Raw genomic sequence first — 17,578 nt, 5'->3', positions numbered from 1 at the left:
GGATATTTACCCAAAAAATTTCGTGCAACCAACATATCTTCTTTAGTGCGAAAGGTGACGGGTAAAACAGGTCAGCGACAACACATGGCTTAATGCCATTATCAGGAATCTAATCTTATGTGTGGAATTGTTGGCGCGGTCGCGCAACGTGATATCGCTGAAATCCTTCTCGAAGGGTTACGCCGTCTGGAATACCGTGGCTATGACTCTGCGGGCCTGGCAGTTGTTGACGAAAAAGGTCATATGACCCGTCTGCGCCGTCTGGGTAAAGTGAACAAACTGGCAGAAGCTGCAGCAGAAACTGCGCTGCATGGCGGTACCGGTATTGCGCACACTCGCTGGGCGACTCACGGCGAACCATCGGAAGTTAACGCTCACCCGCATGTTTCCGAACATATTGTGGTGGTTCATAACGGCATCATCGAAAACTATGAACCGCTGCGTGAAGCTCTACAGGGTCGCGGTTACACCTTCGTTTCACAAACCGATACCGAAGTTATTGCTCACCTGGTTCACTGGGAACTGGAGCAAGGCGGTACTCTGCGTGAAGCTGTACTGCGTACCATTCCACAACTGCGTGGCGCTTACGGCACCGTAATTATGGACACCCGTAACCCAGACGTGCTGCTGGCAGCTCGTTCAGGCAGCCCAATGGTTATCGGCCTTGGCATGGGTGAAAACTTTATCGCCTCCGACCAACTGGCATTGTTGCCGGTAACGCGTCGCTTCATCTTCCTTGAAGAAGGTGATATCGCGGAAGTGACTCGTCGCTCTGTAACAGTATTCGATACCAAAGGTGAGCAGGTTAAACGCCCTGATATCGAATCCAGTCTGCAATATGACGCGGGCGACAAAGGCATTTATCGCCACTACATGCAGAAAGAGATCTACGAACAGCCGAACGCGATTAAAAATACCCTGACTGGCCGCATTAGTCATGGCGCTATCGATCTCTCTGAGCTTGGCCCGCAGGCCAATGAAATGTTGTCTCAGGTTGAGCACATTCAAATTGTGGCGTGCGGTACGTCCTATAACTCAGGGATGGTTTCGCGTTACTGGTTTGAATCACTGGCAGGCGTGCCTTGCGATGTCGAAATCGCATCTGAGTTCCGCTACCGTAAATCAGCAGTGCGCCGTAACAGCCTGATGATCACGCTTTCCCAGTCTGGCGAAACGGCAGATACCCTTGCAGCATTGCGTTTGTCTAAAGAGCTGGGTTATCTGGGGTCGCTGGCAATCTGCAACGTGCCGGGTTCTTCTTTGGTGCGTGAGTCCGATCTGGCGCTGATGACCAACGCAGGCACTGAAATCGGTGTGGCATCAACCAAGGCGTTTACCACTCAGTTGACCGTCTTGCTGATGCTGGTGGCGAAACTGAGCCGCCTGAAAGGTGCTGATGCCTCTATTGAGCAAGATATTGTTCATGGTTTGCAGGCACTGCCAAGCCGTATCGAGCAGATGCTTTCCCAGGATAAACGCATTGAAGCGCTGGCCGAAGATTTCTCTGACAAACATCATGCGCTGTTCTTAGGCCGTGGCGATCAGTACCCAATCGCAATGGAAGGCGCGCTGAAGCTCAAAGAGATTTCATATATTCACGCCGAAGCTTATGCGGCAGGCGAGCTGAAACACGGCCCGCTGGCGCTGATTGATGCAGATATGCCGGTTATCGTTGTGGCACCAAACAACGAATTGCTTGAAAAGCTGAAGTCGAATATCGAAGAAGTGCGTGCTCGTGGCGGCCATCTGTATGTATTTGCAGATAAAGACGCAGGGTTTGCCAGCAGCGACAACATGCACATCATTGAGATGCCGCATGTAGAAGAAGTTATTGCACCTATCTTCTATACCGTACCGTTGCAGTTGCTGTCTTATCACGTTGCGCTGATCAAAGGCACTGACGTTGACCAGCCACGAAATCTGGCGAAATCAGTGACGGTTGAATAAGTCGTTCTAAACAGACACGCAAAATAAAAAAGGCCGGTTGCGCTAAGCACAACCGGCCTTTTTACTGCTAAATCAATTCTCTTCCTGCGTCACCAGTTTTGGTTCTTCAGGGGATTTCAGCAGAACCCACAAGACAATCGCCCCGATTACGTCGAACACGGAAAGCACCGCGAACAACGGGCTGAAACCAACCGTGTCGGCCAGAGCGCCCACAACCAGTGCAAACATGGTGCTGGCAGTCCAGGCTGCCATGCCGGTAAAACCGTTGGCGGTGGCGACTTCGTTGGAGTCGAACATATCAGAAGACAACGTGATGAGCGCACCAGACAATGACTGGTGGGCAAAGCCGCCAACGCACAACAGTGCGATCGCAACCATCGGGCTGCCAAACAAACCGACCATGCCTGGCAGAATCATCAGCGCTGCACCCATGGTGACCACCAGCTTGCGGGATACCACGATATTCACGCCAAAAGCTTTCTGGAACATACCCGGTAGGTAGCCACCAATGATGCAGCCGAAATCAGCGAACAGCATCGGGATCCAGGCAAACATAGCGATATCTTTGAGGTTAAAGCCGTAGGTGTGCACCATAAACAGTGGGATCCACGCGTTAAACGTTCCCCACGCGGGTTCTGCCAGGAAGCGCGGCAAAGCGATACCCCAAAACTTACGCTGTTTCAGCAGGCGACCAATGCGAACTTTCTCAACCTTTGGTTTCTCAGGCTGGCCGTTGGTAATATAGAGATACTCTTCCCGGGACAGTGATTTGGTTTTCACCGGACGGTTATAAGTGAAGTACCAGCCAGCAGCCCAAAGTACGCTGAAAATACCCACGATAATAAACGCCAGTCTCCAGTCCCTGATGTAGATAGCCCAGGCCACTAACGGAGGAGCAATCACCGCGCCAATGGATGAACCTACGTTGAAATAGCCCACGGCGACAGAACGCTCGGTGTCCGGGAACCATTCAGTCACTGATTTCAAACCAGCAGGGATCATCGCACTTTCGGCGAAACCGCCGAGACCACGGAACATTGCCAGGCCTTTCCAGCCGGTTGCAAATGACGCACCAATGCAGAACACGCCCCACATCAGGCCAAAAATGGTGTAACCCACTTTTGTGCCTAATGTATCAAGCAGATAGCCAGCAATAGGCTGTGCAATGGTGTAGCAGGCCGAAAATGTCGCAATAATGTAAGAATATTGCTGGGTGGTAATGTGCAGATCAGTCTGTAATGTTGGCGCTGCGGCAGAAATAGTATTTCGGGTTAAATAGCAAAGAATGGTGCCTAATGTCACCAGTGAAAGCATAAACCAGCGCTTGTGGCCTGTTTTGCGCATAACGAATCCCCGTTTTTCAAGCAATAAGTGGCCTGACCGCTGCAAGGCAGCAGGCAATTAAATAATTCAGAGGAGATAAAAATCAGCGGCGCTTCAGAAGACGTCGAGGATTCTGGTTTGGCCCATCCTGGACTTGTTTTTGTTATGTAGATCACACTATGTGTTGATAATGAACCCGCGTTTCACTTTTATTTGTGATTCATCTCAATTTTTTGTGTGTAATCTACCCCTAACGGGTAACGTATGTGACGTGCGTCACATTTCTTCAAATAATGAATGAATGGTAATTATGCAAAATATGAATGATGCGCACCGCAAAATGCCCGCTGATTCACCCATACGAATTAATAAGTACATTAGCGATTGCGGTATCTGCTCCCGCCGTCAGGCCGATCGTTACGTTGAACAAGGCGATGTGTTTATTAACGACAGGCAGGCGAGTTTTGGCGCTCAGGTATTTTCCGGGGATGTGGTGAAGATAAACGGTCAGCTTATTGCGCCGCGTGATGACAACGATCTCGTGCTGATGGTTTTGAATAAGCCTGTGGGCATCATCACCACAATGGAAAAGAGCGTGCGCGATAACATCAGCGGTCTCATTCATAGCGACAAACGCGTTTCTCCTATCGGGCGTCTGGATAAAGATTCGCAGGGACTCATTTTACTGACCAACCATGGTGATGTAGTTAATAAAATTCTCTGCGCTGGTAACAATCACGAAAAGGAGTATGTCGTCACCGTCAACAAACCGATGTCTGACGAGTTTATTATTGGGTTGAGCGCGGGTGTTCCGATACTGGGTACGGTAACCAAACCCTGCAAAGTGACAAAAGAATCTCCCCAAATATTTCGCATCACATTAGTTCAAGGGTTGAACCGTCAGATCCGCCGGATGTGTAAATATTTTGGCTATGAAGTCACCCGGCTTGAACGAATCCGCATCATGAATATCCATCTGGAAGGGTTGCCGTTAGGGGAATCACGCCATTTAACTGGCGAGGAAAAAAGCGAGTTATTGAAGCGGATTAAGTACTCAGCATCCGCAGTGTGACAGGTAGAAAGAGGCAGTAAAGCTGTCTGTCATAAAACTGTCATATTTAATACATTTAACTGTCACCAAACTGTCCTATTTTCTATCCTGCATCCACTAAACAACGATTTACGTTCACCTCTGCAGGAGACACTATGAAAGCTATGCGTACCACTGTCGCAACTGTTGTCGCCGCGACCTTATCCCTGACTGCTTTTGGCGCAAACGCCGCTGCAAGCCTGACTGGTGCCGGTGCAACATTCCCTGCGCCGGTGTATGCCAAATGGGCAGATACCTACAATAAATCAACTGGTAACAAAGTTAACTACCAGGGTATTGGCTCCTCCGGTGGCGTTAAACAAATCATTGCTAACACCGTGGATTTCGGTGCGTCTGATGCTCCTCTGGCTGAAGATAAACTGCAACAAGAAGGGCTGTTCCAGTTCCCGACTGTTATCGGCGGTGTCGTTCTGGCAGTTAACCTGCCGGGCGTGAAATCCGGTGAGCTGGTGCTCGACGGTAAAACGCTGGGTGACATCTACCTGGGCAAAATCAAAAAATGGGATGACGAAGCTATCGCTAAACTCAACCCAGGCATGAAACTGCCACAGCAGAACATTGCCGTTGTGCGTCGTGCTGACGGTTCCGGTACCTCCTTCGTCTTCACCAGCTACCTGGCGAAAGTGAACGAAGAGTGGAAAACCAAAATCGGTGCAGGCTCAACGGTAAACTGGCCAACGGGTCTGGGCGGTAAAGGTAACGACGGTATCGCAGCCTTCGTTCAACGTCTGCCGGGTTCAATTGGTTATGTTGAATACGCTTACGCTAAGCAAAACAGCCTCGCTTATACCAAACTGGTATCAGCAGATGGTAAGCCAGTAGCGCCTTCGGAAGAAAACTTTGCTAATGCAGCGAAGGGGGCGGACTGGAGCAAATCATTCGCTCAGGATCTGACTAACCAGAAAGGTGACGGCGCGTGGCCAATCACGTCCACCACTTTCATCCTGGTTCACAAAGAGCAGAAAAACCCAGAGCAAGGTGCTGAAGTACTGAAGTTCTTCGATTGGGCATATAAAGACGGTGCTAAACAGGCAAGTGACCTGGATTACGCCGCTCTGCCAGACGCTGTGGTTGAGCAGGTTCGTGCTGCATGGAAGACCAACGTGAAAGACAGCTCCGGTAAGTCACTTTATTAATAGTAATTTTTTAACGAAAATGGCGGATAGCGCTTATGCTAATCCGCCCTACAACTGCTTTTCGTCGGTCGGATTAGCGTAAGCGACATCCGACATGTTGTAAGAAATATATTTAACTTAAAGAGTAAGCTATGGCGGTAAGTAAGCCGGTGTTCAAAGCTCCTGGCAAACAAGGTGATGTCATTTTCAGTGCGCTGGTAAAACTGGCTGCGCTGATTGTGCTATTTCTGCTGGGTGGCATCATCATCTCCCTGATCATCTCCTCCTGGCCGAGTATCCAGAAGTTTGGTTTCTCGTTCCTGTGGACGAAAGATTGGGATGCTCCAAATGATATTTATGGTGCGCTGGTGCCGATTTACGGCACGCTGGTCACCTCGTTCATTGCGCTGTTAATTGCTGTGCCGGTGAGTTTCGGTATCGCGCTGTTCCTGACGGAACTTGTACCAAACTGGCTGCGCCGCCCGCTGGGAATCGCCATCGAACTGCTGGCTGCAATCCCAAGTATCGTGTACGGCATGTGGGGCCTGTTTATCTTTGCTCCGCTGTTTGCGAAATACTTCCAGGAACCTGTCGGCAACGTGCTCTCTTCTGTGCCGATTGTTGGCGAGCTGTTCTCTGGCCCGGCATTCGGTATCGGTATTCTCGCCGCAGGCGTAATACTGGCCATTATGATCATTCCGTACATTGCAGCCGTTATGCGTGATGTTTTCGAACAAACGCCCGTGATGATGAAAGAGTCGGCCTACGGCATTGGCTGCACCACATGGGAAGTTATCTGGCGCATCGTTTTACCGTTTACCAAAAACGGCGTGATCGGTGGTGTGATGTTGGGTCTGGGCCGCGCACTGGGTGAAACCATGGCGGTGACCTTTATCATCGGTAACACCTACCAACTCGACAATGCCTCGCTGTATATGCCGGGCAACAGTATTACTTCTGCACTGGCGAACGAATTTGCTGAAGCGGAATCTGGCCTGCACACCGCAGCGCTGATGGAGCTTGGCCTGATTCTGTTTGTGATCACCTTTATCGTACTGGCTATCTCTAAGTTCATGGTTATGCGTCTGGCGAAGAATGAAGGAGCGCGTTCATGACGACAATGGAAATGCAAAGCCGCACGGCGCTCGCAGAATCACGCCGCAAAATGCAGGCACGTCGTCGGTTCAAAAACCGCATTGCTCTGACACTTTCAATGGGAACCATGGCGTTTGGCCTGTTTTGGTTGGTGTGGATACTATTCTCTACGGTGACTCGCGGTATCGACGGTATGTCGATTGCGCTGTTTACCGAAATGACACCACCGCCAAACACCGAAGGTGGTGGTTTAGCCAACGCCCTTGCAGGTAGCGGCCTGTTAATCCTCTGGGCGACCGTGTTCGGTACGCCACTGGGCATCATGGCGGGTATCTACCTGGCGGAGTACGGACGTAAATCGTGGCTGGCAGAAGTGATTCGTTTTATTAACGACATCCTGCTTTCTGCCCCATCCATCGTCGTCGGCCTGTTTGTTTACACCATTGTTGTCGCGAAGATGCAGCACTTCTCTGGCTGGGCTGGAGTGATTGCACTGGCGCTGTTGCAGGTGCCAATCGTAATTCGTACTACGGAAAACATGCTGAAACTTGTGCCAGATAGCCTGCGCGAAGCGGCTTACGCACTTGGCACGCCAAAGTGGAAGATGATTTCCGCAATTACATTGAAGGCTTCTGTTTCCGGGATTATTACCGGGGTGTTGCTGGCGATTGCTCGTATCGCGGGTGAAACCGCCCCGCTGCTGTTCACGTCGCTCTCCAACCAGTTCTGGAGCACTGACATGATGCAGCCGATTGCCAACTTGCCAGTGACGATATTCAAATTTGCTATGAGCCCATTTGCCGAATGGCAACAGTTAGCCTGGGCTGGCGTTCTGATTATTACCCTTTGTGTGCTGTTGCTGAATATTCTGGCGCGCGTGATTTTCTCAAAGAGTAAACACGGTTAAATTTTGCGACGCGGCAAAGGCGGCGTCGGATGGAGATTAAGAAACAGATGAGTATGGTCGATACTACCCCAGACAAAATTCAGGTTCGTGATTTGAACTTCTATTACGGTAAGTTCCATGCCCTGAAAAACATCAATCTGGATATCGCAAAAAACCAGGTTACCGCGTTCATTGGCCCGTCAGGCTGTGGCAAATCCACCCTGCTGCGTACATTCAACAAAATGTACTCTCTCTATCCAGAGCAGCGTGCCGAAGGTGAGATTCTGCTGGATGGGGAAAACATCCTCACCCAAAGCCAGGATATCGCCCTGCTGCGTGCCAAAGTCGGCATGGTGTTCCAGAAGCCGACGCCATTCCCAATGTCGATTTACGACAACATCGCGTTCGGCGTGCGCCTGTTTGAAAAGCTGTCACGCAGCGACATGGATGAGCGTGTGCAGTGGGCTTTGACCAAAGCCGCATTGTGGAATGAAACCAAAGATAAATTGCACCAGAGCGGATACAGTCTCTCCGGTGGCCAGCAGCAGCGTCTGTGCATTGCGCGTGGTATCGCGATTCGCCCGGAAGTGTTGTTGCTTGATGAGCCGTGTTCAGCGCTCGACCCAATCTCGACCGGTCGTATTGAAGAGCTGATCACTGAGCTGAAAGAAGATTACACCGTGGTGATCGTTACCCACAACATGCAGCAGGCGGCGCGTTGTTCAGATCACACCGCGTTCATGTACCTCGGTGAACTGATTGAATTTAGCGAAACCGACACGCTGTTTACCACACCAGCTAAAAAGCAAACCGAAGACTATATTACTGGCCGCTACGGCTGATCCGGGAGAACAAAATGGATAGCCTCAATCTCAACAAACACATTTCCGGCCAGTTTAACGCCGAGCTGGAATATATCCGCACTCAGGTGATGACCATGGGTGGGCTGGTGGAGCAACAGCTTTCTGATGCGATCACCGCCATGCACAATCAAGACGGCGAGCTGGCTAAGCGCGTTATCGAAGGCGACCAGAAAGTTAACATGATGGAAGTGGCAATCGATGAAGCCTGTGTGCGCATCATCGCTAAGCGCCAGCCAACCGCCAGTGACTTACGCCTGGTCATGGCCATCATCAAAACGATTTCTGAGCTGGAACGTATTGGCGATGTGGCAGATAAAATCTGCCGCACGGCGCTGGAGAAATTCTCGCATCAACACCAGCCGCTGTTGGTGAGCCTGGAATCACTGGGCCGCCACACCGTGCAAATGCTGCATGACGTGCTGGATGCGTTTGCGCGTATGGATCTCGACGAAGCGGTGCGTATCTACCGTGAAGATAAGAAAGTTGACCAGGAATATGAAGGCATCGTGCGCCAGTTGATGACTTATATGATGGAAGACTCGCGCACTATTCCAAGTGTGCTGACCGCACTGTTCTGCGCGCGTTCTATCGAGCGTATCGGCGACCGTTGCCAGAATATCTGCGAGTTCATCTTCTACTTCGTCAAAGGACAGGACTTCCGTCATGTCGGTGGCGACGAGCTGGATAAGCTGCTGGCGGGTAAAGACCCGAAAGAGTGATCAAAAAAGAGTTATAAAAAAACGCCAGCGAATCGCTGGCGTTTTTATTGGTGCATCGTTCAAAGATTAGCGAACGATAATGCCGAGCAAAATACCCAGCGCACCAAAGTCGGCATCACTGAACGTGGTGTTAGCAAAACCGATATCGCCCAGCACTGGCAGCAGGAACACTGGCAGGAAGGTAATCAGCAAGCCTTGCGCAAACGCCCCCAGAATCGCGCCACGACGCCCGCCGGTTGCGTTACCGAATACGCCTGCTGCAGCACCCACGAAGAAGTGTGGAACCACACCTGGAATAATCACTGTCATATTCAGCAGATATAACGCGAACATACCGATTAAACCTGCCGCAAAGCTACTCAGGAAGCCGACCAATACCGCATTAGGTGCGTAAGGGAAAACGACCGGGCAGTCGAGCGCAGGCTTCGCATTCGGTACCAGCTTATCGGAAATCCCTTTAAACGCCGGAACGATCTCCGCAATCACCATGCGCACACCTTGCAGAATGATGTACACGCCAGCCGCGAAGGTAATGGATTGCATGATTGAGAACATGAACCAGTTTTTACCGCCGCTCAGCTCTTTCACCACATCAGCTCCAGCGAACAGGCAAGTCACAAGGAAGATAATGCTCATGGTAAAGGAGATAGCTACCGGCGTGTCGCGCAAGAACAGCAGACTTTTCGGTACATTCATGTCTTCAGTCGAGTGTTCTTTATTACCAAACTTGCTGCCAATAAAACCGGCCAGCACATAAGATAACGTTGAGAAGTGGCCGATTGCCACGTCGTCAGAACCCGTAACTTTCTTCATGTAAGGGTGGGCAATGGCCGGGAAAAAGACCATCGCCACGCCAACAACCAAAGAACCCACGGCAATCAGCGTTACGCCGCTCATGCCTGCGGTTGCCAGAATTACCGCCACCATCATCGACATAAATAGCGTGTGATGGCCAGTCAGGAAGATAAATTTCCACGGCGTGAAGCGGGCAATCAGAATGTTGATAACCATCGCGAAGAACATGATCATCGCCATTTCTTTACCGAAGCTCTTCTGCGCCACGGAAACAATCGCTTCGTTGTTCGGCACCACACCCTGAATACCAAAAGCGTGCTGGAAGATGTTTGCAAAGTCACCCAGCGACGAGACAACTAAGCCCGCACCGGCACCTAAAATCACAAAACCCATAATGGTTTTGACGGTGCCTTTAATACATTCTGTGACCGGTTTTTTCTGTGCAATCAAACCAATCAAAGCGATTAAACCGACCAGCACAGCCGGTTCGGAAAGCACATCGCTCATCAAAAAACGAAAGAAATCCATATCGACCCCTGCTTACAGTGCGCCTAACTCGGTTAATGCCACGGACAAACGTTCTTTCATGGCTTTCTTATCGATCATGTTATCCAGTGCGACGATTTTGCCGCCAACAGACTGGGCGACTAATTGCTCGGCAATGTCTTTGGTGCCGACAAAAATATCGCTCGGCGTACCTTTGGCTGAACCAAGATCAACATGGTCAACATCCGCACTGACACCCAGGTCTTTCAGGATGGTTTTAATGCTCATTTCCATCATTAGACTGGTGCCTAAACCGTTACCGCAAACCACTGTAATTTTCATAATTTTCCCCTGGGTTAATAGCGCGCAATGACGGACAAAATGTCCTGCGTTGTTTTGGCCGTCAAAATGGCCTGAATGTCTTGTTCGTTATCGAATAACTGTGCGAGTTGAGAAATCGCTTCGATGTGGCTGGTGCTGTCGGTTGCGGCCAGCACAATCAGCAATTTCACCGGATCGTTTTCATCAGCATCAAAATTCACACCTGAAGTAATCAGTGTCAGCGCCAGGGCGAGTTTATTTGCCCCTTCTTCCGGGCGAGCATGCGGCATCGCAATACCGGGTCCCACCACGTAATACGGGCCGATGGCCTCGTGAGAGCGGTAGATAGCATCGACATAACGCGGTTCTATCGAACCATTTTCAATCAGTGGCTGACATGAAATTGCCACGGCATCGCGCCAGTCTTTAGCCTGCCCGACGACCTGAATGACCTCTGCGGTTAATAGATTCTTTAACATGCGACTGATAACTCCCGATGATAATTAACAGGAGGGTAGATTTTTTGCGCAGACATTAATGTGATGGTTGTCTCATTTGATAGCGCTACCTGATAGCGCTATCAATGTTTGTGATAACGCTATCATTTATCCCTGCTCCGACTTTGGCTATATCCGATTCCTGCATATACAATGCGTTAGGGTTTTTGCTAACGTGTCCCATGCTCTGACAGATAGATGGTGAAATAAAAATAATGAAAACAGAGAGTTGCATCAATCCGGAGAGGCCTAATGGAAAAACCGCGTAAGCGCCGAGGTACCGGTCGAGTCACACTGCAAGAAGTCGCCAATTATGCAGGCGTCGGAACCATGACAGTTTCCCGGGCCCTAAGAACCCCGGAGCAGGTTTCTGACAAACTGCGAGAGAAGATAGAACAAGCAGTAGAGGAATTGGGTTATATCCCCAACCGGGCTGCGGGAGCACTGGCTTCCGGCCATAGCGATACGGTCGCCGTGCTGATTCCTTCTTTAACCGACAAAGCCAGTTCACGTTTTATGCAGTCGCTACAGCAGGTGCTGAATAAAAATGAATTCCAGTTGCTGCTTGGCTGCCATGAACATAACCAGCATAAAGAAGCCGAAATCTTAATGACGTTGCTGCAAAGCAATCCGGCTGCACTGGTGATTTTTGGCTCGCAGCTGGCAGAGAAAACCTGGCAAATACTCGAAAAGGCTAACATTCCGACGATTAACGTCGTGGGCTCCCCCTTTAGCCAGGCAAAGATCTCCCTTGAAACCGCATTTTTCGAAGCGTCGCATAAACTGACCGAACACCTGCTGGATCAGGGTTACAAAAATATCGGTTTTATTGGCGCGCACATGGACAATCGCCTGCAACGCCAGCAGCTGAATGGCTGGCATAAAGCGATGCTCAGCCGCTACCAGAATTCTGATCAAGTGATCACCACGCCGGAAGCAGCCAGCCTGCAGTTCGGGCGTTATGCGTTGACCGAAATACTGCAACGTCAGCCGGAACTCGATGCCGTTATTTGCAGCCATGAAGACATTGCGCTAGGGATAATGTTTGAGTGCCAGCGCCGCTTGCTGAAAATCCCGGGTAATATTGCGGTTGCTTGTCTCGATGGGTCAGACAGTTGTGAACAGACGCATCCGACGCTGACGTCTATCCGTATTGATTATAAAAAGATGGGCAAAGAGGCAGGTAAGCTGCTGATTGAAATGCTGAATAATGATCAGGATGATGAGTTAGATGAATCGCGCGTAGAGCTGTTTAGCTACCAGATTGAATTACGACAAAGTACCTGAGTCATTGGGCGGATAAGCGAAATCGCCATCCGCCATCTTCGTTAGCCTGTAATATCCCAGCCCCGTGCACGCCATAACTCCGGCAACTGCGCTAAATCGGTAAACGTTGTCACTTTGGGGTGATCAATCGGCTGGTTGTGCGGGTCGGCGCAAAAATAGAAAACTTCCATTCCTGCAGCAATACCCGATTGCGCACCTGCCATGGAATCATCCACCAGCACGCAGTTTTTCACATCCACATGCAACGCGTCTGCGGCGTGGTACATGATCGCCGGGTCCGGTTTCCACAACTGGATATCGTAACCGCTAAACAGTTTGTCCGGGAAATGGCCGAGCATGCCGGTTTTGCCCAGTGAATGCTGCATTTTGCTGACCGGGCCGTTGGATACGATACACATCGGCACGGTGACTTGCGCAATCAGCGCCGCGGCACCGTCAATCTCAACCAGTTCGCTGTCGAACAGGCGCGAAACTTCGGCGCGATAAACCGGCTCCAGCTCCTCTTTCGGCAAGTTCACTCCATATCGGGCATTGATCGTGTCGATTATCTCGTAGAGCTTGATCCCCTTAAAGGTCTTAAAAACCTCTTCGAGCGCAAGTTCAATGCCGTATTGCGCAAACATGTGCACGTAGGCTTTGGAGCAAATAACTTCACTATCAACCAGCGTGCCATCGCAGTCGAAGAACACCGCATCTATCCGGGACATACCGCTTCCTTTTATTAAAGTGAACATGCATCTTACCCAATTTGCGCAATTTTTGCGGCACGCAATCGTTGCCGTATAAGAAAATGCAATGAAAAAAAATCTACGTTGACCATCATGTTTTGTATTTTTTGGTATAGGATAGCGACGGATTTTCCCTCTCAATGTTCGGAATTAAGACTAATGAGCCAACCACAATCTACTCCGGCCGCAAATCCGGGGCTGCTCGAGCGCGTGTTTAAACTGCGCGAACACGGCACCACGGCCCGCACTGAAGTGATCGCCGGTCTTACGACCTTCCTGACGATGGTGTATATCGTTTTCGTCAACCCGCAGATCCTTGGCGCCGCTGGTATGGATACCCAGGCCGTTTTTGTCACCACCTGTTTGATTGCCGCATTAGGTAGCATCCTGATGGGTATTTTCGCCAACCTGCCAGTCGCACTGGCTCCGGCAATGGGCCTGAATGCGTTCTTCGCCTTTGTGGTTGTTGGCGCGATGGGGATCTCCTGGCAAATCGGGATGGGCGCCATTTTCTGGGGTGCCGTAGGTTTGCTGTTGCTGACCATTTTCCGCGTGCGTTACTGGATGATTGCCAATATTCCGGTGAGCTTGCGCATCGGTATCACCAGCGGTATTGGGCTCTTCATCGGGATGATGGGCCTGAAAAACGCCGGTATTATTGTGGCGAACAAAGACACCCTGGTGACCATTGGTAACCTGACTTCGCACAGCGTTCTGCTGGGCGCGCTGGGCTTCTTTATCATCGCTATTCTGGCGTCACGCAACATTCACGCTGCGGTGCTGGTTTCCATTGTTGTGACCACGCTGCTGGGCTGGATGATGGGCGATGTTCAATACCACGGTATTGTTTCTGCACCACCAAGCGTGTTGTCTGTTGTGGGACAGGTAGATTTAGCCGGTTCCCTGAACATTGGTCTGGCGGGTGTGATCTTCTCCTTTATGCTGGTTAACCTGTTTGACTCATCCGGCACGCTGATTGGCGTGACTGATAAAGCAGGGCTTGCCGACGAAAAAGGGAAATTCCCACGTATGAAGCAAGCGCTGTACGTTGATAGCGTTTCATCTGTTGCGGGTGCGTTTATCGGGACTTCTTCCGTTACCGCGTATATCGAAAGTTCTTCTGGCGTGTCTGTTGGCGGGCGTACTGGCCTGACGGCAGTTATCGTTGGTTTGCTGTTCTTGCTGGTTATCTTCCTGTCACCATTGGCGGGTATGGTTCCGGCATATGCAGCAGCAGGCGCTCTGATTTACGTTGGCGTGTTGATGACATCCAGCCTGTCGCGCGTGAAATGGGATGACCTGACCGAAGCGGTTCCGGCGTTTATTACTGCGGTAATGATGCCATTTAGCTTCTCAATCACCGAAGGTATCGCGCTCGGCTTCATCTCTTATTGTGTGATGAAACTCGGCACGGGCCGCTGGCGTGAAATCAGCCCATGCGTGATTGTTGTGGCGCTGTTGTTCATTCTGAAGATCGTGTTTATCGACGCGCACTAGTAGTGTTTTGTAGGGTGGATTAGCGTAAGCGACATCCACCATAATTTATGCCTGTTTTGTCGGATGTCGCTGCGCTAATCCGACCTACGTATGATTCTCTCTGCGATACCTGCCCGGCGGCTGATTAAACGTGCGCGTAAATATCCGCGTAAACGTCTGCTGCGAATCAAAACCATACTTCAGACTAATGTCGTAAACCTTGTTATCGGTATCGCGTAAATCACGTGCTGCCAGTAGCAATTTACGATCGCGGATATATTTCCCGAGACTCTCGCCTTTGTACTGCATAAACAAACGCTGCAAGTGCCACTTCGAATAACCCGCATGTAAGGCAATATCATCAATGCGTAATGGCTGATGCAAATTGTCGTCAATCCACTGAACGATGGTGTCGATAACCTGAGCTGAAATTGTCATTTATCCCCCTGCGCGGTTTGCTTACATGGCACCAGCAGACTCCCACCAGGCGCTAAATTGTTGGGCGTTGTCGTTCACCAATACAGGTTCACCCTGTTTCGGTGTTAACAGGCGAAAATCTTTATCCGCACTGGCTTGCGTAAGGCTTTTGTAGGGTGCATCCCAGGTATGCTTAGCCAGTACAAAACGCCCCGCATGTCCAGGAAGTACAGCGCGAGCATTCAAATCAACGGCAGCCTGGGCGGTTTCTTTTGGCATCATATGAATATTGTTCCAGTCCTCGTCGTACTGGCCGTTTTCCATAATGGCGAGATCGACAGAACCAAACTGTTCGCCGATAGCTTTGAAATGAGGCCCGTAGCCGGTATCGCCGCTGTAGTAGACTTTATGGTCATTGGTTACGAACATAAAACTCGCCCATAAAGTCTGGTTGCTCTTAAGACTACGACCGGAGAAGTGACGGGCGGGCAGAACATGTACCGTTAGCTCATTCGAGACTTTTACCGCCTGGTTCCAGTCTTTTTCATGAATGATGTCGCTATTTACTCCCCAGTAACGCAGATGCGAACCCACACCCAGTGGTGTAATCACCTGGCGGATTTTCGGTTTCAGCGCTTTGATGGTCGCGTAATCCAGATGATCGTAATGGTCATGGGAAATAATCAGCAGGTCGATCACAGGCATCGACTCTGCCGTCCACGGGTAATCGCCGGGAAACGCTTTATTCAGAAATGAAAAAGGTGCCGCGTAACTACTGAATACAGGATCGATAAGAATGCGTTTGCCCGCCAGCTGTATGTACCACGAGGAGTGGCCGAGCCAGACCATGGTGTCTTGTTCTATCGGTAGGTTCGCCAGATCGGTTTTCACTAATGGCAAAGGTTGCTGCGGGCGTGCATTTTCAATTTTGCTGGTTAAAAACTCCCACATCGCTGCCAGCTTACTTTTCTTGCCGGTATAGCCTTCGGTAGGAACCTGGTTACGAAATTGCCCGTCAACGTAATGGGCTGAATGCTCAACTAAACTTAAACCTTCCCCCTGCGGAGCCTGGCCAAACCCGGCATTCAGGACAAAAGGCAAACTGGCTGCTGTTGCAATCAACATAATTATTACCGCACATAAGGAGAGACGTTTCATATCCAGGCCCGCATATTCCGTACCATCCCTTGGTACGGTGCAATTAAATTTGATAATGAGTGAGCAAGCACTCATTATAGATGGGGTGTGATAACCGTCAAGATCATTTTCAATTGCTGACATTGCGCGTTGCAGTGGCGTAGCTCGCGTGATTCAATTTGTGTTTTAGTGTGAATGAGGAAAAACGTTGTGGCTCGTCCGAAGAGTGAAGATAAGAAACTGGCGTTACTGGAAGCGGCTACTATCGCCATTGGCCAGTCGGGGATTGTTGCGTCTACCGCGCAGATTGCCCGTGCCGCAGGTGTGGCAGAAGGCACACTGTTTCGCTATTTTGCCACGAAGGACGATTTGCTCAACGAGCTGTACCTGCATTTGAAACAGGGTTTACTTTTTTCGATGCAGGAGAATCTGGACCGCACACTGAAAGACCCGAAAGAATATACCCGCTATATCTGGAACAGTTACATCGACTGGGCGATTGGTCACCCTGAAGCGCACCGGGCGATTCGTCAGTTGGCTGTGAGTGATAAAATCGGTGAGGAAACCAAGCAGAAAGTCTCGGAGATGTTCCCGGAAATGCACGAGATCTGCTCGCAATCGATATTGAAAGCTTTTCAAAACGGCCCGTATCGAGCCTTTAGCGACGCGATGTTTTCATCACTGGCAGAAACGACTATGGAGTTCGCCAGCCGCGAACCGGAGCGTGCTGGCGATTATAAGGCACTCGGATTCGAGTCTATGTGGCGCGCCTTAGCAAACTAGCTTTTAACGCGCTGAATATAATCACCAAAGGCGGTCAGCTGCCCGGTCAGATGATCGAGCGTGCTTTGATCGACCACTTCGCCCGTTTGCGTATCCACTTTATTCTGAATCACGCCACCCATAAATTCTGGCTTGTTCATCACCATTGCGTCGAGGAACACCAGAATCTGGCGCAGATGATACTGGCAGCGTGCACCACCAATTGCACCCATCGAACTGGTCTGAATCAAGACCGGTTTCCCCGCCAGCGGCTGTTCAGGCAAGCGAGATAACCAGTCGATAGCATTCTTCAGCCCACCGGGCACCGAATAGTTATATTCCGGCGTAACGATCACCACACCGTCTGCGGCGCGAATTTGTTCGGCAATAGCTTCAACGGTTGATGGGAAACCTTCTTCTTGCTGTATATCGGCGTCATACAGCGGGATATCTTTAATGGAGGGTAACGCATCAACGCTCATTCCGGATGGGGCGATGCGTGGCAGTGTGCGTGCGACCATGGCGTTGAATGAACCATGGCGAAGGCTACCTAATAACGTGACAATCTTTAACGTGTCGGACATTAATACTCCTTGGTGTCAGGACGCTGAAT

At 50.4% G+C, this 17,578-nt stretch carries 17 protein-coding genes and 1 pseudogene; 10 read left to right on the top strand and 8 right to left on the bottom strand.

The annotated features are described in order from the left end of the window. Positions 1-117 precede the first annotated feature (117 nt). The gene (gene glmS, locus M975_RS18965; RefSeq protein WP_064555884.1) at positions 118-1,947 is read left to right on the top strand and encodes a glutamine--fructose-6-phosphate transaminase (isomerizing); all 1,830 of its coding nucleotides are present in this window, start codon (positions 118-120) and stop codon (positions 1,945-1,947) included. A 72-nt stretch (positions 1,948-2,019) separates the two neighbouring features. Here the strand turns inward: glmS and M975_RS18960 are convergent, their stop codons facing one another. Further along, on the bottom strand, positions 2,020-3,291 hold the full coding sequence (locus M975_RS18960; protein WP_064561437.1) for an MFS transporter: 1,272 nt from the start codon (positions 3,289-3,291) through the stop codon (positions 2,020-2,022). A 319-nt stretch (positions 3,292-3,610) separates the two neighbouring features. On the opposite strand from M975_RS18960, the pseudogene rluF reads away from it, so the two are divergent. The 6 genes and pseudogenes from rluF to phoU form a co-directional block, all read left to right on the top strand. Then, a pseudogene (gene rluF, locus M975_RS18955) lies at positions 3,611-4,333 on the top strand (23S rRNA pseudouridine(2604) synthase RluF); the annotation flags it as partial. Between the two features lie 143 nt (positions 4,334-4,476). Next, positions 4,477-5,517 (top strand): phosphate ABC transporter substrate-binding protein PstS, encoded by a 1,041-nt coding sequence (pstS, locus tag M975_RS18950; protein ID WP_064561436.1) that lies wholly within the window; start codon positions 4,477-4,479, stop codon positions 5,515-5,517. A 131-nt stretch (positions 5,518-5,648) separates the two neighbouring features. Beyond that, positions 5,649-6,611 carry a phosphate ABC transporter permease PstC gene (gene pstC / locus M975_RS18945; RefSeq protein ID WP_064561435.1) on the top strand — a complete coding sequence of 321 codons (963 nt, stop codon included), beginning with the start codon at positions 5,649-5,651 and terminating at the stop codon, positions 6,609-6,611. Then, positions 6,608-7,498, top strand: coding sequence for a phosphate ABC transporter permease PstA (gene pstA, locus M975_RS18940; RefSeq protein ID WP_064561434.1), 891 nt, complete (start codon positions 6,608-6,610; stop codon positions 7,496-7,498). The genes pstC and pstA overlap by 4 nt, the downstream gene beginning before the upstream one ends. Before the next feature lie 47 nt (positions 7,499-7,545). Beyond that, on the top strand, positions 7,546-8,319 hold the full coding sequence (gene pstB, locus M975_RS18935; protein WP_064514930.1) for a phosphate ABC transporter ATP-binding protein PstB: 774 nt from the start codon (positions 7,546-7,548) through the stop codon (positions 8,317-8,319). A 14-nt stretch (positions 8,320-8,333) separates the two neighbouring features. Then, positions 8,334-9,059, top strand: coding sequence for a phosphate signaling complex protein PhoU (gene phoU / locus M975_RS18930; RefSeq protein WP_034499841.1), 726 nt, complete (start codon positions 8,334-8,336; stop codon positions 9,057-9,059). A gap of 66 nt (positions 9,060-9,125) precedes the next feature. Here the strand turns inward: phoU and M975_RS18925 are convergent, their stop codons facing one another. The 3 genes from M975_RS18925 to M975_RS18915 are packed head-to-tail and all read right to left on the bottom strand — an operon-like array spanning position 9,126 to position 11,140. Next, a complete protein-coding gene (locus M975_RS18925; protein WP_064514855.1) occupies positions 9,126-10,382 on the bottom strand; it encodes a PTS ascorbate transporter subunit IIC in 1,257 nt (418 codons plus the stop codon). A gap of 12 nt (positions 10,383-10,394) precedes the next feature. Further along, the gene (locus tag M975_RS18920; protein WP_034499832.1) at positions 10,395-10,682 is read right to left on the bottom strand and encodes a PTS sugar transporter subunit IIB; all 288 of its coding nucleotides are present in this window, start codon (positions 10,680-10,682) and stop codon (positions 10,395-10,397) included. A 14-nt stretch (positions 10,683-10,696) separates the two neighbouring features. Beyond that, complete coding sequence (locus tag M975_RS18915) at positions 10,697-11,140, bottom strand: PTS sugar transporter subunit IIA (RefSeq protein ID WP_064561433.1); 444 nt, start codon at positions 11,138-11,140, stop codon at positions 10,697-10,699. Between the two features lie 270 nt (positions 11,141-11,410). Between M975_RS18915 and M975_RS18910 the strand changes: the two genes are divergently transcribed. After that, complete coding sequence (locus M975_RS18910; RefSeq protein WP_064561432.1) at positions 11,411-12,445, top strand: LacI family DNA-binding transcriptional regulator; 1,035 nt, start codon at positions 11,411-11,413, stop codon at positions 12,443-12,445. A 41-nt stretch (positions 12,446-12,486) separates the two neighbouring features. Here the strand turns inward: M975_RS18910 and yieH are convergent, their stop codons facing one another. Next, positions 12,487-13,152 (bottom strand): 6-phosphogluconate phosphatase, encoded by a 666-nt coding sequence (yieH, locus tag M975_RS18905; RefSeq protein ID WP_064561431.1) that lies wholly within the window; start codon positions 13,150-13,152, stop codon positions 12,487-12,489. A gap of 180 nt (positions 13,153-13,332) precedes the next feature. Between yieH and M975_RS18900 the strand changes: the two genes are divergently transcribed. Next, a complete protein-coding gene (locus tag M975_RS18900) occupies positions 13,333-14,670 on the top strand; it encodes an NCS2 family permease (RefSeq protein ID WP_064561430.1) in 1,338 nt (445 codons plus the stop codon). Positions 14,671-14,754: 84 nt separating this feature from the next. Here the strand turns inward: M975_RS18900 and M975_RS18895 are convergent, their stop codons facing one another. Then, positions 14,755-15,087: a RamA family antibiotic efflux transcriptional regulator gene (locus M975_RS18895; RefSeq protein WP_064561429.1), complete on the bottom strand. Its 333-nt coding sequence runs from the start codon at positions 15,085-15,087 to the stop codon at positions 14,755-14,757. 21 nt (positions 15,088-15,108) lie between these two features. Next, complete coding sequence (locus M975_RS18890; RefSeq protein ID WP_064561458.1) at positions 15,109-16,224, bottom strand: MBL fold metallo-hydrolase; 1,116 nt, start codon at positions 16,222-16,224, stop codon at positions 15,109-15,111. Between the two features lie 189 nt (positions 16,225-16,413). On the opposite strand from M975_RS18890, the gene M975_RS18885 reads away from it, so the two are divergent. Further along, a complete protein-coding gene (locus M975_RS18885) occupies positions 16,414-16,986 on the top strand; it encodes a TetR/AcrR family transcriptional regulator (RefSeq protein WP_064561428.1) in 573 nt (190 codons plus the stop codon). Here M975_RS18885 and M975_RS18880 read toward each other — a convergent pair. After that, positions 16,983-17,549, bottom strand: coding sequence for an NADPH-dependent FMN reductase (locus M975_RS18880; protein WP_064561427.1), 567 nt, complete (start codon positions 17,547-17,549; stop codon positions 16,983-16,985). The genes M975_RS18885 and M975_RS18880 overlap by 4 nt on opposite strands. Positions 17,550-17,578: the final 29 nt, after the last annotated feature.

Origin of the sequence: Buttiauxella brennerae ATCC 51605 (genome assembly GCF_001654925.1) — a bacterium.
Lineage (GTDB): Bacteria > Pseudomonadota > Gammaproteobacteria > Enterobacterales > Enterobacteriaceae > Buttiauxella > Buttiauxella brennerae.
Note: the sequence above shows the minus strand (reverse complement) of the source record. Positions and strands in the feature narration are given on the sequence as shown.